Consider the following 22290-nt stretch of genomic DNA (forward strand, 5'->3'; position numbering starts at 1 on the left):
GACACGCCGCCGGTCACGGAGGTTCAGGACGTGGTGGCGGCCACGGCCCCCTCGGAGGGCTGGACCACCACGAAGCCCGGGCCGTGGAAGCCGAGCTGGAAGGACTCGCCGGAGCCGCGCCCGATGAGCGAGCCCATCTTGAAGTCGTTCTTGATCTGCGGCTGGAGGTTCGCCGACCAGCAGACCGCGGCCTGCGGATCCACAAAGGTGGGCTGCTGGGAGCAGTCCAGCAGCATCGGCGGTCCGTCGGAGGTCACCGCGACCATGCCCTGGCCCTGGAGGAACAGGTTGAACAGGCCGCCCGCCATGAGGCCCGCACCGCCGAGAGACCGGATGTCCCACTGGATGGAGCTGTCGAAGGCGAGCATGTTCCTGGTGTTCAGGGTGAGGGCCTCGCCCTCGAGCTGGATCAGGAAGATCTCGTCGGCGCGGCGGGCGTAGAAGATCTCGCCATGTCCGCGCGTGCGCATCATGTTGCCGCCCTCGCCGGTGGCCATCTTCTTCAGCAGCTTCATGCCGCCGCCGGAGCCCTGGTAGGAGAAGTCCATCTGCCCCTGATAGGCGACCATCGCGCCGGAGGCGGAGATGATCTCGGGGACTGCGGGTGCAGGGCGCAGCGCAGCAGCTTGTTGGACTGCAGCGCCCACCGGTCGTTGGTCTGGCGCTCCTGGTTGGACGCATCGAAGAGATTCGATCGCATGGCGGCTGTGCCTTCCGTGGCTCGGGACTGCTGCGCCGCGAAGCCGCGGCATCACGGCGCGCACCGCGCCGCGCGCCGATCGTCTCACGGTGGGCGCGGGCCCGGCGAGGATCTCGGCGGGGCCGAGACGGAGCTGATCACGTGCGGACCCTGTGGGGGAGCGGTGAAGCAGGCGCGGGTGCGGCCGTGCGCCTCGTAGCATGGCGGGCATGCCCCCGCCCCGCACGCCCCGCCGCGCAGCCCGTGACCCCCGGCTGACCGCGCTCGCCGAGGAATCCGGCTACGAGATCCTCGGCCAGATCGGCACGGGCGGCATGGGGATCGTCTACCGGGCGCACGACGCCGACGGGAACGATGTGGCGATCAAGCTGCTGCGCCACGAGATCTCCGACGACGCACGTGCTCGCGAACGGCTGGCCCGCGAGGTCACGGCGCAGAAGCTGGTGCGCAACGACAGCATCGTGCGGATCCTGGACGCGGAGCTGGACTCCCCGGAGGCGTTCGTGGTCACCGAGTTCATCCCCGGGCCCACGCTCGAGGACGCCGTGCGCACCCACGGGGGCCTGCATCCCGAGGCGGTGCGCGAGATCGGCCTGGCGATGGGGGAGACCCTGCGGGCCATCCACGATGCGGGGGTGATCCACCGCGACCTCAAACCCAGCAATGTCATGCTGCGTGGCGCCACCGAGGCCGATCTCGCCGGCTTCGACCCCGGCGGCGACCGGCTGGATCCGGTGATCATCGATTTCGGCATCGCGATCGCCGCCGAGGAATCGCGCCTGACCTCGACCGGGCTGGTGATGGGCACTGCCGCCTATCTCGACCCGGAAGTGATCCGCACGGACCACTCCGGCGAGGCCGGGGACTGGTGGGCCTGGGCGGCGCTGCTGGCCTTCGCGGCCACCGGCCGGGAGCCGTACGGCAGCGGCCGCGCCGACCTGGTGTTCCTGCGTGCCGAGCGCGGGGAGCTCGACATCGACGGCGTCCCCAGCGAGCTCGCGCAGTGGCTGCGCTCGGCGCTGCGGTCCGACCCCGCGCAACGGCCCGAGCCCGCCCAGCAGCTGGAACAGCTCGCCGGGCTCGACCTCACCCGGTACGCCGATCCCGGCGACACCGAGCTGCTGCAGGCCGGCGCCGCCGACAGCTCGCAGCAGACGGCCGTGCAGAACACGGGGGGCCAGGAGCCGGGAACCACCGCTGAACCCGTCCAGGACGAGGCGGAGCGCACCGCAGCGCTGCCCGTGAACGACACCTCGGCCTCCTCGGAGCAGCCCACCGAGGCGCTGCCGCGCATCGCCACCCCGCCGGAACCGGCCACAGAGGCACTGCCGGTGACCGGCGCCCCGACCATGGCGCTGCCGGTCGTCCCGCCGCCCCACGGCGCGGAACCGTCGGCCGCGCCGCCGGTGCAGGCTCCGGTCCAGTACTCCTATGACGACGGCCGGCAGGCCGCGCCCCGGCCCCAGCACGAGCAGGCGATGGTCGCGCCCCCGCAGTGGGATCCGCACCGTCCCGGCCCCTGGCCGCAGCCGGCGCCGCGGCGCCCCCTGCTGGTGTGGCTCGGCCACCTGCTCATCGTCTCGCTCGCCGCAGTCGCTCCCTATATGTCCCTCGCCGTGCTGCTGATGCTGGGCGCGATGGCGCGGACCTGGGAGCGGACGCACCGGAGCGTGAGCGCGCAGCGGATGCGCGGCTCCACCGGGGCCGGCCCGAGCTGGCGGGCGGGGCTGGCCAGCCCGTTCCGGGCGATGGTCGCGCTGCTGGAGATCACGCTGCAGGCATTGCTCCCCCTGATCCTCGGGGCACTGGTGGGCATCGCCTTCGACGCGGGCTGGACCCTGCTGCGCGGCATCGCCCCGCCGGACGGCGCCGCCTTCGCCCTCGCGATGGCGATCACCCTGCTGATCACCTGGGTGGGGCTGGGCAGCGCCACCACCCGCAACGGGGCGCACCGGATGCTCGATGCCGCCGCCCCGGACCGGCTCTGGGGCGCCGTGGTGCTGGTGCTGCTGCTCCTGCTGCTGGGAGCCGTGATCACCACGGTGCTGGCACGCGAGGGGATGGTCGACTACTTCCCGTTCCCCCGCGGCCCCCGGCTCGACGACATCGCCGTCTGGAGAGGGTGAGCACGGCGGCTCCGCGCAGTCGCGATCCCCTCTGCGAGCACTCAGCCGCCGGCCGTTAAACTCTCACCGATCCGTCACCCACCGCAGCCCCTCGGGGCGAGGAGAATCCATGGCCGCCTCCGGTCCGTCCAAGTCAGCGCAGGAGCGCCGCGAAGCGCAGCGCGAGGCGCTGCGCAAGCAACGTCAGGCCGAGCTCTCGCGCCAGCGCACGGTGCGCACCGTCGTGATCGCCGCCATCACCGTCGTCGCGCTGCTGATCGCCGCCACGGCCGGGTACTTCATCTTTCAGGCGACACGGCCGGCCGGACCGGTCGCGGTGCCCGAGAGCATGAGCGAGGACCAGCCCTATCTCTCCCTCGGCGCCACCGAGGATTCCGGGAAGCCCGTCCTGGAGATCCATCTGGACTTCATGTGCCCCTTCTGCGGGCAGCTCGAGGAGATCAACGGCGACGACATCGAGACGATGGTCGATGATCAGGAGGCGACGCTGCACCTGGTGCCGCGCAACTTCCTGGACGGCCAGTCCACCACCGGCGACTACTCCACCCGCGCGGCCGCCGCCATGGTGTGCGTCTACGACGACGACCCCGAGAACGTCATCCCCTTCCAGCAGCTGATGTTCGCGAACCAGCCCGCCGAGGGCTCCGCCGGGCTCACCGACGAAGAGATCTGGGGATACGCGGAGCAGGCCGGGGCCTCCGAGGCCGTGCAGTCGTGCATGAGCGCGAAGACCTACCAGCCGTGGGTGCGCGAGGTCGCAGACCCGTACGGTCAGGAGACCGGCGGCGGCACCCCGTACGTCGAGCTCGACGGCACGGCTGTCGAGGGCGAGGTGTGGGGCCAGCCCGGTGCACTGCGGGAGGCCGTGCTGGCCGCCGGCGGTGCGGCACCGTCCGACGGCGGCCAGGACTGACCTACACTTTCCGGGACCGGTCGATCCGTCGGCCGGTCCCATCCGCTGGAGTGGCGCAACGGTAGCGCACCTGTCTTGTAAACAGGTGGTTGCGGGTTCGATTCCCGTCTCCAGCTCGATGTGGTGTCTCAGGACATCGTTCGCGGATGTCTTGGGACATCGTTCGCGAGGAGAAGGCCCCGGTGAGTGTTCACCGGGGTCTTTTTCGTTGTGGTTGGTACCCGCGGTCGGGGTCGATGGTGTGTTCGGCGAGTAGTTCTCCGGTGGCGAGGTCGATGACCATCGTGTCGGGGCCCTCGCGGATGATGCGGACTCTCAGTCCGGCGTGGGCGCGGCCGATGCCGAGGTGGCGCATCGTGCCGGCGTAGCGCAGGGAGACTTTGCCGTGGGTGTCGACTCTGTCGGTGCGCACGGAGTAGTCCCTCTGGCGGGTTCCTCCCACGGAGGCCTTCGGCGTGAGCCGGGGTCGAGAGCCTCGACGCCACCTTTGCGGTAGCGGGCCACGAGGATCTGTACCCAGCGCGGGGAGACGTGGAACTTCTGTGCGGCTTCGCTGGTGCTCATGCCCGCCTCGATGACGCTGAGCACTATCGCTGTGTTCTTCGACATGCTCCATCGTGCGAATGATGACGCGAGACACCAGCCCTCTACTACGGCCGATCATGACGACGCCGAGGTGCGAACGATGACGCGAGACAGGGGCGAACTATGTCTTGAGATCACACACCGTCTCCAGCTCGACAGGCGTCTCCTCGTCCACAGGAGCGTCAGAACGTCTCGTACGTCGCCCGGTTCACCATGAATCCCTTGCCGGTGATCGTGTTCCAGCAGGTCATGCCGTCGAAGCGGCTGGTGCAGGCCATATCTCCGTAGGTCGCGCTGTCGTCGTACTCGAGCGTCTCCGCGGAGTCGCTGAGGAAGGACGAGCCGCAGGCGCGAGCGGCCTCGCCCTCCGCGACCTGGATCGAGAAGGGCCCGGACCCGCAGTCCTGGAGATCGGTGTCGCTGAAGTCACGCTCGAGGACCGAGCAGGATACCGAGTCCTCCTCCAGCAGGCAGGAGATGTTGCCGGTGGGGGAGCGCAGCTCGGTCATCTCGCGGGCGCCCTCCGGAGCGGGGGAGACGGGATCCACCGGCGTGGTCTCCTCCTGCGTGGGTTCTTCGGTCGGTGCGTTCGAGGGCGATTCTTCGGCAGCGGTGGTCGAGCTGTCGCGCTGGTACTCGTCCTCGCCACCGGCTAGCCAGGCGCGGCCCACGAGCGCCACGGCGAGCACCAGCACGAGTACGAGCAGCAGGCAGCCGCCGCAGGCGTACCAGGCCCGTCGACCGGTGCGGGAGCCGTCATCTCCGGTGCCGGGGTCCGGGCTGGGCGGATCGGCCGGCGAGGTGGCGGTGGCGGGCGAGGCGCCGAGCGGCACCACGCCGGCATGCTCGGCGATCCGCACCGATGCGGTCGTGGGCGCCTCGGACGGGCTCTGCCCGGCGGCGTCGGCATCGGCGTCGGCGGCAGGGATCGTTCCGAGATCGCCCCAGACGGAGGCCCCCTCGGGATCTTCCGGCAGCGCCGGCCCCTCGTCAGCAGCAACTGCCGGCAGGCTCGCCTCGTAGGCCTGCTTCGCCCAGCGGTTCGTCGCCAGGATCCACTGCCGCGCCACCTCGGGGCATGACGGGTTCAGCACGATCATCCGGTGCAGCTGCGGATGCTTCTCGGTGAGCTCGAGCAGGCGCTCCGCACTGGTGCTCGGATCACCGGCCTCCTCAGCCGCTGAACGGGCCTGTGCCACTGCGGTCTCCCTTCGTCACGAGCTGCCGGCACCCCCGTCGGTGGGGATGTGCTCCCACCTCAGCGTCGAGCCGGAGGCGGGTGCCGACCCCGAGAATGACACATCTGGCCTTCGGCGCGTACGAGGAACGGGCGCTTCCGACACAGATCACGGGACGGGCTCAGGCGGTGATCCGCCAGTCGATCGGGGCTGCGCCCTGCTGTTCGAGCAGCGCATTGGCGCGGGAGAACGGCCTGGATCCGAAGAATCCGCGGGACGCCGACAGCGGGCTGGGGTGAGGGCTCGCGAGATGCGGGACCTCGCCCAGCAGCGGAATCAGCGACTGCGCATCGCGGCCCCACAGGATCGCCACCAGCGGACCCCCGCGGGCCACCAGGGCTCGCACCGCGTGCTCGGTGATCTCTTCCCAGCCGCGCCGCCGGTGCGAGGCCGGTGCACCGGGGGTGACTGTGAGCACACGGTTCAGCAGCAGCACGCCCTGGTCCTGCCAGGCGGTGAGATCCCCGTGCTCCGCCCGGGGGATGCCGAGGTCGCTCTCGAGCTCGGTGAAGATGTTGCCGAGCGAGCGGGGCAGCGGCCGCACCGAGCGCTCGACCGCGAAGGACAGCCCCACCGGATGGCCCGGAGTGGGATAGGGGTCCTGACCGATGATCAGCACCCGCACCTCGGACAGCGGGCGTGAGAACGCGCGCAGCACCTGGGCCTCGGCAGGCAGGTAGCTCCGCCCGGCCGCCGTCTCGGTGCGCAGGAACTCTTCGACCCCGGCGAGGTCGTCCATGACGGGCACCAGGGCCCGGGCCCAGTCGGCGGCGAGGGTCTCGTTCAGCGGGAGGGGCATGTCTCCAGTCTCCCACCGCTGGTCCCGTCCGTGACCCGGATCCCACGGGCGCGCAGGGGCGGCGCGCCGTGGACGCCGCCGCCCCGCACCCCCGTACCCTCGAGGCATGTCCGCTGTCCCTGACCCCTCCGAGCCCCGCGAGGTGCGTGCCGGTGCTCCTGCCGGGGCGCCCGCCGGTCCGGACGGCGATGCGCCGGAGGAGCTCAGCGAGCACGACCGCCGGATCCTCGCCCTGGAGGGCCGCACCTTCCGTTACGTCGGGGCCAAGGAAAGAGCCATCCGCGAGGAGATCGGCATCTCCAAGGTCGCCTACTACGTACGGCTGAACGCCCTGCTCGACGAGCCGGCGGCGCTGCGCGCCGCTCCGTCCCTCGTGCACCGCCTGCGGGGCCGACGGACCTCTGAGCCGGGCGCCGCGGCCGTCGACGGGGGCCATCGGGTCGCCTGATCACGCGGTCCCAGGGCGTGTGCTCCCCACCCGGATCCTGCCGAGCAGGTTTAATGGGTCCGTGGCTGATTCCCAGTATCCGTACCCCCCGGACCGTTTCGACGACGAGGCGGACGCCGTCTCGTTCCATGGCGCCCATCGCGCCGAGCTGCCGTTCTGGCGGGAGAACCTGCTGTACATCATCATCATCGGCGCCGCTGCGGTGCTGCTGGTGGTGCTCCTCTTCTTCATCGGCAGCATGGGGGGCGGCAGCGATGACCGCGCCGACGACCCCACCACCGCAGCCGCCTCCGAGAGTGCGGCGGAGGAGGCCTCCGAGGGGGAGGCCGAGGCCGAGCCCAGCGAGGAGCCGGCCCCGGAGGCCGATAAGTCCACCCCGTTGCTCGTGGTCAACGCCGGTGGTCAGGGCGGCCTGGCCGGCACCTGGAGGGACACTCTCGAGGGGGACGGCTGGGAGGACGTGAGCGTCGCCACGGCGGACAACCACCAGGAGGAGGCGGTGGTGTTCTACCGCGACGAGGAGGACGCCGAGACAGCCCAGGCCCTCGCTGCGGAGGTCGGTGCCGGTGAGGCCCGCCAAAGCGACGAGTACAACGCCGCGGTGACCTATGTGGCTGTCGACATGCCCGGCGAGGGCGGCGGAGGCGACAGCGAGGGCTGAGCGCCCGCGCCGCTGTCCGCCAGGAGCGCAGAGTTAGCACTCTCCGCCCTCGAGTGCTTATGATGATCTGGCACTCGGGCATCGAGAGTGACAGCGCCCTGCGCGCCGAGCTCCCGCTCCCGGAGGCATGATCGGTCGGCGGTCCGCCGCCGCGCCGACCACGAACATTCCGGCCCCGTGAGGGTGTCGTCGCCGTGGGACATGAACACGGTGGTGGCGCTCGTCCGTCGCGGGCACAGGGTCGGGTGGACACCACACCACACGGGAGAGATTCCATCATGGCCAAGCTCATCTCTTACGACGAGGAGGCCCGGCGCGGCCTCGAGCGGGGAATGAACCAGCTCGCCGACGCCGTCAAGGTCACCCTCGGCCCCAAGGGCCGCAACGTCGTGCTCGAGAAGTCCTGGGGCGCCCCCACCATCACCAACGACGGCGTGTCGATCGCCAAGGAGATCGAACTCGACGATCCCTATGAGTCGATCGGCGCCGAGCTGGTGAAGGAGGTCGCCAAGAAGACCGACGACATCGCGGGCGACGGCACCACCACCGCCACCGTCCTGGCCCAGGCCCTGGTCAAGGAGGGCCTGCGCAACGTCGCCGCCGGCGCCAACCCCATCGCGCTCAAGCGCGGCATCGACCAGGCCGTGGCCGCGGTCTCGGAGACCCTGCTCGCGCAGGCGCACCCGATCGAGACCAAGGAGCAGATCGCTGCCACCGCCGCCATCTCCGCGGCCGACCCGGCTATCGGCGAGCTCATCGCCGAGGCCCTCGACAAGGTCGGCAAGGAGGGCGTGATCACGGTCGAGGAGTCCAACACCATGGGCCTCGAGCTGGAGCTCACTGAGGGCATGCGGTTCGACAAGGGCTACATCTCGCCCTACTTCGTCACCGACGCCGACCGCCAGGAGACCGTGCTCGAGGATCCCTACATCCTCCTGCTGTCCTCCAAGGTCTCCTCCGTCAAGGATCTGCTGCCGCTGCTGGAGAAGGTCATCCAGGCCGGCAAGCCGCTGGCGATCATCGCCGAGGACGTCGAGGGCGAGGCCCTCGCGGTCCTCGTCGTCAACAAGCTCAAGGGCTCCTTCAAGTCCGTGGCCGTCAAGGCCCCCGGCTTCGGCGACCGTCGCAAGGCGATGCTCGAGGACATGGCGATCCTCACCGGCGGCCAGGTCATCTCCGAGGAGGTCGGCCTCAAGCTGGAGACCGCTGGTCTCGAGCTGCTCGGCCAAGCGCGCAAGATCGTCGTCACCAAGGACGAGACCACGCTCGTCGAGGGCTCCGGCGACGCCGAGCGCATCGCTGCTCGCGTGTCCCAGATCCGCACGGAGATCGAGAACTCCGACTCGGACTACGACCGCGAGAAGCTCCAGGAGCGCCTCGCGAAGCTGGCCGGCGGCGTGGCCGTCATCAAGGCCGGCGCCGCCACCGAGGTGGAGCTCAAGGAGCGCAAGCACCGCATCGAGGATGCCGTGCGCAACGCCAAGGCCGCCGTGGATGAAGGCGTTGTCGCCGGTGGCGGCGTCGCGCTGCTGCAGGCCGGTGCCGACACCTTCGGCAAGCTCTCCCTCGAGGGCGACGAGGCCACCGGTGCGAACATCGTCAAGGTCGCCGTCGAGGCCCCGCTCAAGCAGATCGCGGTCAACGCCGGTCTCGAGGGTGGCGTCGTGGCGGAGAAGGTCAAGGGCCTGCCCATCGGTCAGGGCCTGAACGCCGCGACCGGTGTCTACGAGGACCTCGTGGCCGTCGGCATCATCGACCCGGTCAAGGTCACCCGCTCGGCGCTGCTGAACGCGGCGTCCATCGCCGGCCTGTTCCTGACCACCGAGGCCGTCGTGGCCGACAAGCCGGAGCCCGCTCCGGTCGGCGGCGGCGACGACATGGGCGGAATGGGCGGCATGGGTGGCATGGGCGGCATGATGTGATCCAGCCCCACGGCTGAATCCTGCCGCTCGCACCCGAGCGCTCGACGGGCCCCGATCCTCTCCCGAGGGTCGGGGCCCGTCGCTGTCGGGCACCGCACGGGCAGGGCACCATGGGTCCATGACCTATGAGATGCAGGAGGCGATCATCGTCCCGGCCGACCCTGCACTGCCACCCGGCACTGCGTCACGCCGCCCCTCCTCCGTAAAGCCCCCGATTGCTCACGAGAATTCTCTCGTGAAATTCGTGAAACCGCACCTATCGTCGCCGGAAATGCCGCTCGAGGGAAATTCTAAAGCCCTGTTGCGGCCAATCTCGATATCGGTGACGGCATTCATGGAATGCGGTCGGTGGGCTTCTGCCAGGGTTCCCGCGCCGCCAGCGGTGGAGGGTGCGCGGGCGAGCGCCTCTCAGGAGGCGTCGACCGTGGCGGGGTCGTGCGCCGCCAGCACCGCGGCGGCGAGATCGACGTCCAGGCGCAGAGCACGCAGCGAGGCGTGCACGAGGGCCTGGTCGGTCAGCGTCGCAGCCGGCTCGATCCGCAGGTCACGGCCGAACAGCGGCAGAGCACTGCGGAACAGGGCATCTCGCAGCGGGTCGAGGATCACGTCTCCGGCGCGGGCCAGCCGGCCGCCGATGAGGATCAGGTCGGGGTCCAGCAGGTTGCAGACCGGGTTCAGGGCCATGCCGACGGCGGCACCGGCTCGCGAGAAGATCGAGACCACGCGATCATCCCCGGCCAGGGCGAGATCGATCGCCTCGTCCAGGCTCAGGGCGGTGCCGGTGACGATGCGGCTCTCCTCCAGCACGTTATCGGCGCCGGCGTAGTTGAACAGGCAGCCGCGGTGGGAGCACCGGCAGATGGGGCCGTTGCTGTCGATGCTCACGTGCCCGAGCTCCCCGGCGCCGCCGTGGGCTCCGGAGATGATCCTCCCGTCGAGCACCTGGCCGAGGGCGACGCCGAAGGACAGGCTCACGTGCAGGAGGTTCCGGGGCAGGGGGCTCTCCAGGGCCCCGTACTGGGCGTAGGCCGCGTGGCGGGCGAGGTTCTCGAGCACGACCGCGGTGCCGAGCCCCTCCTCGTACTCGTCACGGATGTTGACCTTGCTCCACCGGGTGGAGGTCGCGCCGCCGAGCACTTCGCCGGTATAGCGGTTCACCAGCGTGTTCGGCGCGACATGCAGGCCATGCAGTGGCGGATGGGGCGCCGGGAGCTCGTCGAGGAGCTCCCGCAGGGCGGTCAGCGCGGTGCTGATCCGCTCGGGCCCGGTGGCGTCGGGGGAGCAGGGGAGGGCGCGGGTGGAGATCACGCGGCCGTCCACTTCGCCGAGCCCGACGATCGTGGAATCGTCCTGGTGGATCGCGGCGCCGATGATCCCTGCTCGGCGGGCCAGGACCAGCTTCTCCTTGAGCGGAGCCTTGCCATCGCCCGTCGCGGTGTCGGAGGTGAGCGTCTCGGGCTCGACCAGGCCCTGTTCGAGCAGGGTGGTGATGGTGTTGGTGATGGTCGCTCGGGAGGTCTGCAGGTGGCGGGCGAGCTCGGCGCGGTGCATCCCGCCCTCCTCGAGGAGGGTGCGGACGACCTCGAAGGGGGTTCCTCTGGGGGGAATTCCTCGACGCGTCGCCATTCGTCACAATCTAGCACGGAGCAGGGCCGCCACGAGTTCATCACGCTCTTGATAAGGAGGCCGCAGGAGCGTTCGGGAAACCAGAATTCACGGGCCGGGGAGAACGCCGAAAATCGAAGGCTGGGTCCAGGAGCCGGTCCGTCGGGCCGTTCAGATCAAGAAGATCGGGATCGCCCCGGGATTGTGCGCGTGGACGATGGCGAGGAAGACGATCACGTCGAAGAGCAGATGCACGATCAGCACGTACAGCAGGGAGCCGGTGCGGGTGAACAGCCAGCCCTGGAGCAGCGCGAACGGTGCGGTGAGCAGCGGCCCCCATTCCTGGTAGCCGAGCTCCCACAGGAACGACACGAAGATGATCGCCTGCAGGAGGTTCGCCGGCCAGAGCCCGAAGTGGCGCCGCAGGAGCACGAAACAGGTGCAGATGAAGAACAGCTCGTCCCAGGTGCCCACGAAGTTCACGCCCACCAGGAAGCGGCCCAGCGCACCCGCATCGGTGATGTGGGGCCAGTTCAGGTACGCGCCCGAGGTGATGAAGTAGAACGGCAGCAGCAGCCAGCCCAGCACCGGGACGGCGATGATGTACCCCCACTGCCAGCGGTTCCATCGGCGTCCTGAGAGCCAGGGGAAGCGGATCGTGCGTCGGCGCAGGAGCAGTCGGTCCACCAGCAGCGGGACGGCCACGGCGAGCAGCAGCGCGGTGCCGATCGCGAAGAACCGGTCCCAGTCCACATCTGCCTTCACCGAGGTGGTCGAGATGATCGTGATCCCGAGTCCGATCAGGAGCAGGTCTTTGGCGATCTCGCGGGAGACCAGGAGCGCACCGAGCAGGCTGAGGGCGAGGAGCCCGTGGCCCCACCCGGCGAGCTGCAGCCCGAACAGCAGATAGGCGGAGGCCGAGACCCCTGCGGCCGGCAGCAGTCCCCTCCTCGGGGTAGCGGGTCCGGCCAGCAGGGGAGCGGGGTCCGGGGCAGGGGGCGACGTCGCCATGGCCCCAGCATGCCAGGGCCGGACGCTCGCCGAGCCGACCTCAGGGCGCCGCGGTCACCGCGGTGCCGTCCAGCCCCCAGGCCTCGGCCAGCAGCTCGAGGGCACGCAGTCGATCGGCCGGGTCGAAGTAGTAGGCGGTGAGGATGAGCTCGTCGGCACCGGTGGCGGCGACGATCTCCTCCAGCTGGCGCACCACGGTGGCGGGGGAGCCGACCGCCTTGATCGACAGGGTCTGATCGATCTGGGAGACGAGATGGGCCGGGGCGACCTCTTCGATCGGGCGCGGCGGCTGGATCTTCTGCCGCTGCCCGGTCACGACTCCCATGAACATCTGCTGGAGCGTGGTGAACTGCCGCTGCGCCTCCTCGTCGGTCTCGGAGACCACCAGGTTCACCCCGACCATGGTGCGGGGAGCCGAGATCTGTGCGGTCTCGGCGTCGGGGTCGAAATTGTCGCGGTAGACCTCCAGCGCGTGCAGGTACTGGAAGGGTGCGAAGTGGGAGGCGACCGAGAAGGGCATGCCCAGCTGTGCGGCCAGACGGGCGCCGTTGGCGGTGGAGCCCAGGATCCACATCGGCACCTCGGTGCCGCGAGCGACCTCCGCGGTGATGGGGGAGGAACCGCTGGAGACCTGCCGGGACCAGTCCCTCATCTGCTCGACGGCGGAGAGGAAGGCGGCCGGCTGTGCGGAGGTGCGGGCCAGCAGCTGAGCGGTGAGCTGATCGGTGCCCGGCGCACGGCCCAGGCCCAGGTCGATGCGATCCCCGTGGAACTGGACCAGGGTGCCGAACTGCTCGATCACGGCGAGGGGGGAGTGGTTGGGCAGCATGATCCCGCCGGAGCCGACGCGGATCCGCTCGGTCAGCGAAGCCGCCCGGTCGATCAGCAGTGAGGTGGCGCTGGAGGCGAGGGTGTTGGTGTTGTGGTGCTCGGCGAACCAGTACCGCTCGTAGCCGAGACGGTCCGCGGCGCGTGCACCCTGCATCGAGGCGTCGATCGCCTCACGGGTGCTCATCCCTTCCGAGATGGAGACGAGATCGAGGATCGACAGCGGCACATGAGGAGCATTCATACTGCTCAGGCTATCCAGGGCCCGCTCGGCATGGTCGGACCGGAGGTGAGAGGTAGTCGACTGCGGGATCGGGAAGCAGATCGCGACCGCCGGCGTTGATCACGGCATGAGGCTCTCCCTGCTCGACCGCTCGCGCACCCGCCACGGGTACTCGGAGGCGACGGCCCTGGCGCACTCCGTCCAGCGGGCGATCGACGTCGAGCACCTGGGATACCACCGGTTCTGGGTGGCCGAGCACCACGCGGTGCCGGGCATCGCCAGCGGCTCTCCGGCAGTCCTGCTGGCGGCGATCGGGGCCCGCACCGAACAGATCCGGCTCGGCTCGGGCGGAGTGATGCTCCCGAACCATCGGCCGCTGGTGGTCGCCGAGCAGTTCCGCATGCTGGCCGGGCTGCACCCGGGCCGGATCGACCTGGGTCTGGGCAGATCGCTGGGGTTCACCGAGCCGGTCCGTCACGCCCTTGGCCGGCTGGAGGCGAGCCCGGACGCCTTCGCCCAGGAGATCCTCGAGCTGCGGGATCACCTCGAGGGCTCGGCGGCCCTGACGGCACGACCCACGGGCTCCCCCGAGGTGCCGCTGTTCGTCCTCGCGACCGGTGCCGGGGTGGACACTGCCGCGGCGCTCGGCCTGCCGGTGGTGATCGGGGGCCCGTTCCTGGACTCCTCTGAGCTGCCGGACCGGCTGGCCTCCTACCGCCGCCGGTTCCGTCCGCATCGGGGCAGCATCCCGCAGGTCCTCGTCTCGGTCGACGCCCTGATCGCGGACACCGACGAGCAGGCGCGAGAGCTGGCCCTGCCGGAGGTCTGGGCGATGGCACGCTCCCGGAGCACCGGGGTGTTCGAGGCGCTCGAGCCGGTGGCCCGGATCCGCGCCGCACCGAGCAGCGACCGGGAGGCCCGACGGGTGGAGCGCGGCCTGGACGCCGCAGTGGCAGGGACGGCAGGGACCGTGCGCCGGCGGCTGGACGAGCTGCTCGAGCGCACCGGGGCGCAGGAGGTGCTCGCCACCGGCGTGACCTACGACCGAGAGGCGCAGAGCGTCTCGGACCGCGAGCTGATGCACCTGCTGAACGGCTGAGCGCCCGCTCAGCCCAGCGACAGCCCGAAGCTCAGCATGATATTGCCTGCAACCAGCACCGCCAGGACCACCAGGCCGCCGATGGGGACGGGGCGCAGCCGCAGCGGCTCAGGAGGCACCTCGGTGACGGAGCGGGAGAAGATGTGCGCCATCGGTGCGAAGACCAGGAGCGAGGTCCCGGCTGCGAGGATCGCGATCTGGGCGGACGCCGGGAGTTCGGCCGGGCTGATCGTGAGATACAGGATGCTCAGCAGCACCGAGACGGCCATCCCGTACAGCCAGGGGAACAGCGTCATCGCATTGCGCAGACGCGGGTTGTCCCCGGCATGGCGCGCCATGTGCGGGGCGAAGGCCCGGGCGTTGAGGAACATGCCGCCGATGCCGATCGCGAAAGCGACGAACTGCAACGGCACGGGCAGCCCGAGCAGCTGGGCGGCCTGCCCGGTGTCCCCGGCGCCGAACGGGGTCAGGCACAGGTAGGTGATGCCCTCCTGGACCGAGACGAAGGCGAACCACAACCACATCAGATGCAGGAGGTCCGCGCGGGCCCGCAAGGGGGTCCACAGCTGCATCAGCAGACCGGTGACCAGGCTGAACACCGGCCCGGCCAGGAGCATCACCACCTGGCCGCGCTCCGATGAGGTGTCGAGCTGGATCACTCCGAAGGGATACAGGGTCGAGGAATGTCCCAGAGCGAGATGGGTGACGAGGTGGGCGAGCTCGTGCAGGAAGATCATCAGAGTGCTCGCGACGAGCGCGGCCACCAGGTTGTTCAGGAGCAGGGGACGGGTGGACGTCCCGGACTGCTCATCTGTGCGCTGGGTCACCATGACGTCATCCTGCCCCCGCTCGCGCAGCAGCGCACGGCCACCGGCCCTGCTCTCCCGGCTCGCGTCAGAGCGCCTTGCCGGGATTGAGCAGGCCGCGCGGGTCGAAGGCCGCCTTCACTCGGCGCTGCAGCTCCCGGGAGGCGGGGGAGAGCTCGAGGTCCAGCCAGTGCTGCTTGGCGGTGCCGATGCCGTGCTCACCGCTGATGGTCCCTCCGAGGTCGAGCGCCGCCCGCACCACCTCGTCGGCCGCCCCGAGGATCGGGGCGGGCAGGTGCGCCGCGCGGCACCACCGGGGTGCCGGTCTCACGGGTGAGGCGGTGACGGCGTCCTGGCCGAGCACCTCGCGCAGGCGGGTGGCGAGAGCCTCGAGGGCGGTGGGCTCGGTGCGGCTCATGGGGCCTCCTCGGGTGGCCTCGTCGGATCGTGGTCGTCGCCGTGGATCGGCACGTGCTGCGCGGGGATGTCCTCGTAGGAAGCCGGGTCGGAGATCGGTTCGAGGTGGGTGAGCACGGTGAGGTCCGGCAGGCACTCGCGCAGCTCGTCCTCGAGGTCCTCGATGTAGTCGTGGCCGGCCTTGACCGTCCAGTCGTCCGGCACCAGCACGTGCACGTTCATGTACTTCTGCTGCCCGGCCTCGCGGGTCTGCAGGCCGTGGAAGGTGATGGAGCCGTCGGTGCGACGGCGCAGCACCTCGGTGATGATCTCGTGGTCCTCGTCCGGCAGGGCCCCGTCCAGCAGCCCCGAGAGGGACTCCCGCAGCAGGCCGGTCCCGGTGAGGATGATGTTCACACCCACGGCGAAGGCGACCAGCGCATCGAGCCGCTCCCAGCCGGTCAGCGCCACCAGCCCCACCCCGATCAGGATCCCGGCGCTGGTGACCACGTCGGTCATCAGGTGCTTTCCGTCGGCCCGCAGGGTGATCGAGTTGTGCTCCCTGCCGACGCGCAGCAGCACCAGCGCGACGCCGCCGTTGAGCAGCGAGGCGATCACGACGATGAGCAGGCCGAGGCCGAGGTTCTCGAGCGGCCGAGGGTGGATGAATCGCTCGACCGCGGTGACCATGATGACCGCGGCGGCCACGAAGATCATCAGCCCTTCGACCGCGGCGGAGAAGTACTCGGCCTTCGCCCGTCCGTAGAGGAAGCGTTCGGTGGCCGGACGGGCGGCGACGGTCAGGGCGATCAGGGCCACCACCGCGGCGACCAGGTTCACGGTCGACTCGGCGGCGTCCGAGAGCAGCCCGACGGAGCCCGTCATCGCCCAGGCGCTCGTCTTCAGGACGATGGTGAGGATCGCGGTGATGATCGACAGCCACGCGTACGGGCGCAGATCGGCTCGGGCGGTCATGTGCGGGGGCCTTTCACGGGGGATCGGGGGCGAGCGAGCCATCGGGGGCGATGTGCTCGAAGATCTGCTCCACCAGCTCGACCACGTGGGGGTCCTCGACGGTGTAGTAGCTGTGCCGCCCCTCGCGGGTCGCGGAGACGATGCCCGTCAACCGGAGCTTGCGCAGGTGCTGGCTGGTGGTGGGCAAGCTGAGCCCGACCCGTGCGGCCAGCTCTCCCACATCGAAACGGCCCGAGCTCAGCAGCCACACCAGATGCAGCCGGGCAGGGCTGGCGAGCATCGAGAAGGTGTCCGCCGCGGCGGCGAGCTGCGGTTCGGTGGGCGGCGGAGCGGGAGGAGCGGTCATGGGGCCATCCTCTCCCATACTTCGTCACTCACGCAATCGACGAAGTGTCGAGGCGGCACCTCCGCTGCGAGTACCAGGTACTTCGAGGGCGGACGGCTCTATGCTGTGGCTCCGTGACACCGTCGTCCGGAAAGGACTCGCATGTACAACCTCGCCGTGGTGCTGGAGGACAGCGCCCGCACCGTCCCTGAGCGTCCCGCCCTCGTGCTGGGCGGAACATCCCTGACATACGCGCAGGCCGACGCCGCCGCGAACCGGGTCGCGCACCTGCTCGTCTCCCTCGGTGTGGAGCCCGGGGACCGGGTCGCGCTGAGCTGCCCGAACCTGCCGCAGTTCCCGATCGTCTACTTCGGGATCCTCAAGGTTGGGGCGGTGGTGGTGCCGCTGAACGTGCTGAACAAATCCCGTGAGGTGACCTATTACCTCGATGACGCCGAGGTCTCCGTGGTGCTGGCCTTCGAGGGCAGCGAGGAGCTCCCCATCGGCCGCTTCGTCGTCGAGGGAGCCCGCGCCGCCGCCCGACCCCCGCAGGTCGTGCTCCTGACCGCCGATCCGCGGACCGAGAGCCCCTACGAGGGTGTTCCCACCCTCGCCCGGGCCGTGGCGGATCTGCCCGATCGCTTCGAGACGGTGCAGCGCCGCGAGACCGACACCGCCGTGGTGCTCTACACCTCCGGCACCACCGGGCATCCCAAGGGCGCCGAGCTCAGCCACTCCAACCAGCTGATGAACGCCCTGACCTGCAACCGCCTGTTCGGTTCCCAGCCGGGAGAGGACGTGCACCTGGTCGCCCTGCCGCTGTTCCACACCTTCGGGGCGACGGTGAACCTCAACGCCGGCTTCTCGATGGGGGCCACGCTGGTGCTGCTGCCCCGCTTCGAACCCCGGCAGGCGCTGGAGGCGCTGCTCGCCCACCGGGTGACCGTCTTCGCGGGGGTGCCCACCATGTGGTGGGCCCTGCTGCGCCTGCTGACCGACGGCGAGGCCGAGGTCGGAGAACTCGCCGACCATCTGCGGCTCGGCGTCTCCGGGGGCTCGGCGCTGCCGGTGGAGATCCTGCGCGGCGTCCAGGACAAGCTCGGCATCTCGATCATGGAGGGCTACGGCCTCTCCGAGACCTCGCCGGTGGCCAGCTTCTCCCTCGCGGACCGTCCGCGTCCGGGATCGATCGGGCTGCCCGTGTGGGGAGTGGAAATGGACCTCATCGATCCCGCCGACCCGGACTGGGCCCGCATCAGCGAGCCCGGAGCGATCGGCGAGATCGTGGTGCGCGGCCACAACATCATGACGGGCTACCTGCGCCGCCCCGAGGAGACCGCCGCGGTGATCCGGGACGGCTGGTTCCGCACCGGCGACCTGGGGCGCCGGGATGAGGAGGGCTTCTACTTCATCGTGGACCGATCCAAGGACATGATCGTGCGCGGCGGCTACAACGTGTACCCGCGGGAGGTGGAGGAGGTGCTGCTCACCCATGAGCAGGTCTCCCTCGTCGCCGTGATCGGGGTGCCGCATGAGCGCCTCGGCGAGGAGATCAAGGCCCACGTGATCCTCGAGCACGGCGCCACGATCACCCCCGACCAGCTGCGGGACTGGGCCAAGGGGCAGATGGCGGACTTCAAGTACCCGCGGGAGATCGTCATCGACGAGGAGCTGCCGATGACCTCCACCGGCAAGATCCTCAAGCGCGAGCTGCGCTGACGAGCGGACCCCGGCAGGTCTCCCGCGAGGGAGGTATACCGGGGTCCTGTGGCTATCGGGTCGGTCCGCTCAGCGACCGCGACCGGAGGAGAAGGCGGCGAGCCCGCCGGAGCCCCGCTCCCCGCTCGAGGTGGAGTAGGTGGTCGTCGAGCCGCCCTGGCGGCCGCCGGAGCGACCCTGGCCGGAGCGTCCGCGACCGCCGGAGCGGGACCCGCTGCCCGCGCCGGCCTGCTCGCGTTGGCCCGACTGACCCGACTGGCCGCCGCGGCGGCCGCCGCGGGAGCCCTGGCCCTCGCCGCGACCCTGACCGGACGGACGCCCGCCCCGGCCGCCGCGACCGCGACCGCCGCTGCGCTCGCCGTTCAGGCGCGCCTGGTCCACGGGCGGCTCGGGCTGGCGCGGCTCATGGGTCTCGACCCGCTCACCGGGGGCGAGCTCGACGAGCACAGGGCTCGCGGAGGTCACCGAGGCGTGGTGCGTGGGCCGGATCCCGGCCTTGCGCATCAGATCGCTGACATCGCGCTTCTGCTCGGGATCTGCACGGTGATCACGGTGCCGGACTCGCCGGCCCGGGCGGTGCGGCCCGAGCGGTGCAGGTACGCCTTGTGCTCGACGGGCGGATCGGCGTGGACCACCAGGGCCACCTCGTCCACGTGGATGCCGCGGGCGGCGATGTCGGTGCAGACCATCGTCGTCGCGGTGCCGGAGCCGAAGGCCTCGAGGTTCCGGGTGCGGGCGTTCTGGGAGAGGTTGCCGTGCAGGTCCACCGCATCCACGCCGCGGGCGGAGAGCTTGCGGGCGAGGTTCTTCGCGCCGTACTTGGTGCGGGTGAACATGATGGTGCGGCCGGGCGCGGCGGCGAGGTCGCGCAGCACGTCGAAGCGGGTGGCGGGGGAGACCTCGAGCACGTGGTGCTCCATGGTGCCCACGGAGTTGGTCGCCGGATCTGCGGAGTGCGTGACGGGCTGGTGCAGGAATTCCTTGACCAGCTTGTTCACGCCGGAGTCGAGGGTCGCCGAGAAGAGCATCCGCTGGCCCTTCGGCGGGGTCTTCGCGAGGATCTTGCGCACCATCGGCAGGAAGCCCATGTCGGCCATGTGGTCGGCCTCGTCGATCACGGTGATCTCGATCGCGCCGAGGTCCACGTGGCCCTGGTTCATCAGATCGAGCAGACGGCCGGGGCAGGCCACGAGCACGTCGATGCCCCCGGCGAGCGCCTTCACCTGCGGGTTCTGGCCCACACCGCCGAAGACGACGGCGCTGCGCAGGCCCGCGGCCTCCTCGAGCGGCTGCAGCGAGTCGGCGAGCTGCGAGGCGAGCTCACGGGTCGGTGCGAGGATCAGGGAGCGGGGACGACGCGCGACGCGACGGCGGGGCTCCGCGATCAGGCGGGCCACCAGCGGCAGCAGGAAGGCGTAGGTCTTGCCCGAGCCGGTCCGGCCGCGGCCCAGCACGTCGCGACCGGTCAGGGAGTCCGGCAGGGTCGCGGCCTGGATCGGGGTGGGCTCGACGATGCCCCGGGGCGCGAGGGCGCCGACCAGGACGGGGGGCACGCCGAGGCGTGCGAAATCAGGGGTGGTCACGAAGGGTGATCCGTTCTCTGTGGTGCAATCCCACCCGGGGCGTCGTCGCGCAGCGCTGCACAGGGCAACGATCCTCGGCCGACGCTGTCACCGCAGCGGAGCCGGCCGACCAGCGAGCGCGACGCGGGGCGTCGGGCCGGATCGGGGCTGTCCGCTCGGGACCTGTGCCGCGGCGGGAGGACGGCACTGCTGCTCAGAGTAGCCGCAGGTGCCCCGGGGAGCGACGCTTCGCCGTGCCGGTGTGAGATACCACCGTGCACGCCGTAGTTCACAGCTTTATTTACGACGTTGCAGGAATGTCTTGCGTGCGATGGAATGAGGGCATCCGATCGACGTCGATCCCGAGCCGAGGAGCAGCCCGTGCCCGCTCAGACCCCCGCCCAGCCCGCTCTGCCCGCTGCACTCTCTGCCCTCGTGGCCCGGGCCGAGGAGCTCGCCGCTGTCCTGGACGCCCCGCCGTCGGCCGCCGTCGACGTCCCCCGCCCCGAGCACCCGCGCCCTCAGCTGCAGCGCCCCGCCTGGCTGAGCCTGAATGGCACCTGGCAGTTCGAGATCGATCAGGGGGACTCCGGGCGGGAGCGCGGCCTGCTCGAGCGCGAGCTCGCGCAGACGATCACCGTCCCCTTCGCCCCGGAGACCGAGGCCTCCGGGATCGGGAACCGCGATTTCCTGGGCGCCGTCTGGTACCGGCGCACCCTCACTGTTCCCGCCGACTGGACGGACCTGCGCCCGATCCTGCGCTTCGAGGCGGTCGACCACGACGCGACCGTATGGGCGGACGGAATGGAGGTGGCCCGCCACCGCGGCGGCTTCACCCCCTTCGCCGCCGATCTCTCCGCCGTGCCCGGCCTCGGCCCCGGCAGCGAGGTCGAGATCGTGGTCCGTGCCCGGGACCCGCATGACGTCCCCCAGGCCCGCGGCAAGCAGTCCACCTGGTTCCACGCCACCCACGCCAGCTACCACCGCACCACCGGGATCTGGCAGAGCGTCTGGCTCGAGGGCGTGCCCCGCGACGAGATTCGCAGCCTGCGCCTCATCCCGTCGCTGGCCGAGCATGCCTTCTCGGTCACCGCGCCGCTGGCCCGCTCCACCCGCGGCACCCGCCTCGAGGTGATCGCCGCCGTCCCCGGCGGGGAGGATGTCGCCCGCGCCGAGGTGCGCGCCGACCTCGACCTCGCCCCGCACCTCCAGCTGGTGATCCCCGCGGACCAGGTGCGGATCTGGGGGCCCGGCGCGCCCGAGCTGTACGCCCTCACCGCCCGTCTGCTGGATGCCGACGGCGCCGTGCTGGACGAGGTCCGCTCCTACGCGGGCCTGCGCGCCGCCACCCTGCGCGATCACGAGTTCCGCCTCAACGGCGAGAAGGTCTTCCAGCGCCTCGTGCTCGATCAGGGGTACTGGGCGGAGACGTTCATGACCTCCCCGAGTGATGCGGCGATGACCACCGACATCCGTCTCGCCCTGGAGGCCGGCTTCAACGGGGCACGCCTGCACCAGAAGGTCTTCGAGCAGCGGATGCTGTTCTGGGCGGACCTGCACGGATACCTCGTCTGGGGCGAGTTCGGCGACTGGGGGGCCTCCGGGTTCGGGCCGATGGGGGACAACCAGCAGCCCACCGCCTCCTTCATCGGCCAGTGGGTCGAGGCCATCCAGCGGGATCTCAGCCACCCCAGCATCATCGGCTGGTGCCCGCTGAACGAGACCCACCAGGTGCGCCACGACCGTCTCACCCAGCTCGACGACGTCACCCAGGCGATGTACGACGCGACCAAGCTCGCCGACCCCTCCCGCCCCGTGCTCGACGCCTCCGGCTACTCCCACCGGGTGCGCGGCGCGGACCTCTATGACTCCCACTCCTACGAGCAGGATCCTCGGCGCTTCCGCGCCGAGCAGTCCGGGCTCGCCGACGGCACCCCGTACGCGAACCGCCGCGAGCTCGCACCCGACGAGATGCCCTTCGCCGACGGCACCTTCTCGCTGCCCTTCGCGGGCCAGCCCTACTTCGTCTCCGAGTACGGCGGTATCTGGTGGAACGCGCAGGAGGCCCGCGAGGCCGAGGCGGCCGAGCGGGCCGGCAACAACGCCGCGGCGTCCTGGGGCTATGGCGAGCGGGTGCGGAGCGAGGAGGAGCTCTACGAGCGCTTCGAGGGGCTCACCCGGGTGCTGCTCGAGGACCCGCTGATGTTCGGCTACTGCTATACGCAGATGACCGACGTGTTCCAGGAGAAGAACGGCATCGTCGACTTCGCACGCGGTCGCAAGCTGGACCTGGCCCGGCTCCGTGCGGTCCAGGAGCAGGTCGCCGCGTATGAGCGCGAGGCCTGATGC

At 70.6% G+C, this 22290-nt stretch carries 19 protein-coding genes, 1 tRNA gene and 2 pseudogenes; 9 read left to right on the top strand and 13 right to left on the bottom strand.

Features of this window, described 5'->3' with window-relative positions; genetic code table 11:
- Nucleotides 1-23: 23 nt before the first annotated feature.
- Nucleotides 24-700, bottom strand: a pseudogene (locus CFK39_RS11785) (AIM24 family protein).
- A gap of 209 nt (nucleotides 701-909) precedes the next feature.
- Here CFK39_RS11785 and CFK39_RS11790 point away from each other — a divergent pair.
- The 3 genes from CFK39_RS11790 to CFK39_RS11800 all read left to right on the top strand — a co-directional run bounded on the left by CFK39_RS11790 (nucleotide 910) and on the right by CFK39_RS11800 (nucleotide 3855).
- The gene (locus CFK39_RS11790; protein ID WP_245822538.1) at nucleotides 910-2826 is read left to right on the top strand and encodes a serine/threonine-protein kinase; all 1917 of its coding nucleotides are present in this window, start codon (nucleotides 910-912) and stop codon (nucleotides 2824-2826) included.
- Between the two features lie 109 nt (nucleotides 2827-2935).
- Nucleotides 2936-3739, top strand: coding sequence for a DsbA family protein (locus CFK39_RS11795; protein WP_089065625.1), 804 nt, complete (start codon nucleotides 2936-2938; stop codon nucleotides 3737-3739).
- 44 nt (nucleotides 3740-3783) lie between these two features.
- Nucleotides 3784-3855: transfer RNA gene (locus CFK39_RS11800), tRNA-Thr, on the top strand.
- Between the two features lie 74 nt (nucleotides 3856-3929).
- Here CFK39_RS11800 and CFK39_RS16440 read toward each other — a convergent pair.
- From CFK39_RS16440 to CFK39_RS11815, 4 genes are all read right to left on the bottom strand, one after another.
- Nucleotides 3930-4151 carry a hypothetical protein gene (locus CFK39_RS16440; protein ID WP_172805625.1) on the bottom strand — a complete coding sequence of 74 codons (222 nt, stop codon included), beginning with the start codon at nucleotides 4149-4151 and terminating at the stop codon, nucleotides 3930-3932.
- Nucleotides 4055-4348 (bottom strand): helix-turn-helix domain-containing protein, encoded by a 294-nt coding sequence (locus CFK39_RS17520; protein WP_089065626.1) that lies wholly within the window; start codon nucleotides 4346-4348, stop codon nucleotides 4055-4057. Before CFK39_RS17520 ends, CFK39_RS16440 begins: the two co-directional genes overlap by 97 nt.
- A 158-nt stretch (nucleotides 4349-4506) precedes the next feature.
- The gene (locus tag CFK39_RS11810) at nucleotides 4507-5523 is read right to left on the bottom strand and encodes a variant leucine-rich repeat-containing protein (protein ID WP_089065627.1); all 1017 of its coding nucleotides are present in this window, start codon (nucleotides 5521-5523) and stop codon (nucleotides 4507-4509) included.
- A gap of 160 nt (nucleotides 5524-5683) precedes the next feature.
- Nucleotides 5684-6361 carry a uracil-DNA glycosylase gene (locus CFK39_RS11815; protein WP_089065628.1) on the bottom strand — a complete coding sequence of 226 codons (678 nt, stop codon included), beginning with the start codon at nucleotides 6359-6361 and terminating at the stop codon, nucleotides 5684-5686.
- Between the two features lie 106 nt (nucleotides 6362-6467).
- Between CFK39_RS11815 and CFK39_RS11820 the strand changes: the two genes are divergently transcribed.
- From CFK39_RS11820 to groL, 3 genes are all read left to right on the top strand, one after another.
- A complete protein-coding gene (locus tag CFK39_RS11820; RefSeq protein WP_089065629.1) occupies nucleotides 6468-6809 on the top strand; it encodes a DUF3263 domain-containing protein in 342 nt (113 codons plus the stop codon).
- 61 nt (nucleotides 6810-6870) lie between these two features.
- Complete coding sequence (locus CFK39_RS11825) at nucleotides 6871-7470, top strand: LytR C-terminal domain-containing protein (RefSeq protein WP_089065630.1); 600 nt, start codon at nucleotides 6871-6873, stop codon at nucleotides 7468-7470.
- A gap of 278 nt (nucleotides 7471-7748) precedes the next feature.
- Nucleotides 7749-9392: a chaperonin GroEL gene (groL, locus tag CFK39_RS11830; protein WP_089065631.1), complete on the top strand. Its 1644-nt coding sequence runs from the start codon at nucleotides 7749-7751 to the stop codon at nucleotides 9390-9392.
- 408 nt (nucleotides 9393-9800) lie between these two features.
- Here groL and CFK39_RS11835 read toward each other — a convergent pair whose 3' ends face one another.
- From CFK39_RS11835 to CFK39_RS11845, 3 genes are all read right to left on the bottom strand, one after another.
- Nucleotides 9801-10943: an ROK family protein gene (locus CFK39_RS11835; RefSeq protein WP_172805704.1), complete on the bottom strand. Its 1143-nt coding sequence runs from the start codon at nucleotides 10941-10943 to the stop codon at nucleotides 9801-9803.
- A 225-nt stretch (nucleotides 10944-11168) separates the two neighbouring features.
- Nucleotides 11169-12008 carry a CPBP family intramembrane glutamic endopeptidase gene (locus tag CFK39_RS11840; RefSeq protein WP_089065633.1) on the bottom strand — a complete coding sequence of 280 codons (840 nt, stop codon included), beginning with the start codon at nucleotides 12006-12008 and terminating at the stop codon, nucleotides 11169-11171.
- 40 nt (nucleotides 12009-12048) lie between these two features.
- Entirely contained in the window at nucleotides 12049-13080 is a 1032-nt protein-coding gene (locus tag CFK39_RS11845; protein ID WP_089065634.1) for an LLM class flavin-dependent oxidoreductase, read from the bottom strand.
- Between the two features lie 106 nt (nucleotides 13081-13186).
- Between CFK39_RS11845 and CFK39_RS11850 the strand changes: the two genes are divergently transcribed.
- A complete protein-coding gene (locus tag CFK39_RS11850) occupies nucleotides 13187-14158 on the top strand; it encodes an MsnO8 family LLM class oxidoreductase (protein ID WP_089065635.1) in 972 nt (323 codons plus the stop codon).
- Nucleotides 14159-14166: 8 nt separating this feature from the next.
- On the opposite strand, the gene CFK39_RS11855 is transcribed toward CFK39_RS11850, so the two are convergent.
- From CFK39_RS11855 to CFK39_RS11870, 4 genes are all read right to left on the bottom strand, one after another.
- Nucleotides 14167-14988, bottom strand: coding sequence for a zinc metalloprotease (locus CFK39_RS11855; protein ID WP_089065636.1), 822 nt, complete (start codon nucleotides 14986-14988; stop codon nucleotides 14167-14169).
- 64 nt (nucleotides 14989-15052) lie between these two features.
- Nucleotides 15053-15382 (bottom strand): FAD-binding oxidoreductase, encoded by a 330-nt coding sequence (locus tag CFK39_RS11860; RefSeq protein WP_089065637.1) that lies wholly within the window; start codon nucleotides 15380-15382, stop codon nucleotides 15053-15055.
- Nucleotides 15379-16335, bottom strand: coding sequence for a cation diffusion facilitator family transporter (locus CFK39_RS11865; RefSeq protein WP_089065638.1), 957 nt, complete (start codon nucleotides 16333-16335; stop codon nucleotides 15379-15381). The genes CFK39_RS11860 and CFK39_RS11865 overlap by 4 nt, the downstream gene beginning before the upstream one ends.
- A gap of 13 nt (nucleotides 16336-16348) precedes the next feature.
- Complete coding sequence (locus CFK39_RS11870; RefSeq protein ID WP_089065639.1) at nucleotides 16349-16681, bottom strand: ArsR/SmtB family transcription factor; 333 nt, start codon at nucleotides 16679-16681, stop codon at nucleotides 16349-16351.
- A 141-nt stretch (nucleotides 16682-16822) separates the two neighbouring features.
- Between CFK39_RS11870 and CFK39_RS11875 the strand changes: the two genes are divergently transcribed.
- Nucleotides 16823-18379, top strand: coding sequence for a long-chain-fatty-acid--CoA ligase (locus CFK39_RS11875; RefSeq protein ID WP_089065640.1), 1557 nt, complete (start codon nucleotides 16823-16825; stop codon nucleotides 18377-18379).
- Between the two features lie 69 nt (nucleotides 18380-18448).
- On the opposite strand, the pseudogene CFK39_RS11880 reads toward CFK39_RS11875, so the two are convergent.
- Nucleotides 18449-19962 (bottom strand): annotated as a pseudogene (locus tag CFK39_RS11880) (DEAD/DEAH box helicase).
- Between the two features lie 360 nt (nucleotides 19963-20322).
- Between CFK39_RS11880 and CFK39_RS11885 the strand changes: the two are divergent.
- On the top strand, nucleotides 20323-22287 hold the full coding sequence (locus CFK39_RS11885) for a glycoside hydrolase family 2 protein (protein WP_245822540.1): 1965 nt from the start codon (nucleotides 20323-20325) through the stop codon (nucleotides 22285-22287).
- Nucleotides 22288-22290 lie beyond the last annotated feature (3 nt).

Source organism: Brachybacterium avium (assembly GCF_002216795.1).
GTDB classification, from domain to species: Bacteria; Actinomycetota; Actinomycetes; order Actinomycetales; family Dermabacteraceae; genus Brachybacterium; species Brachybacterium avium.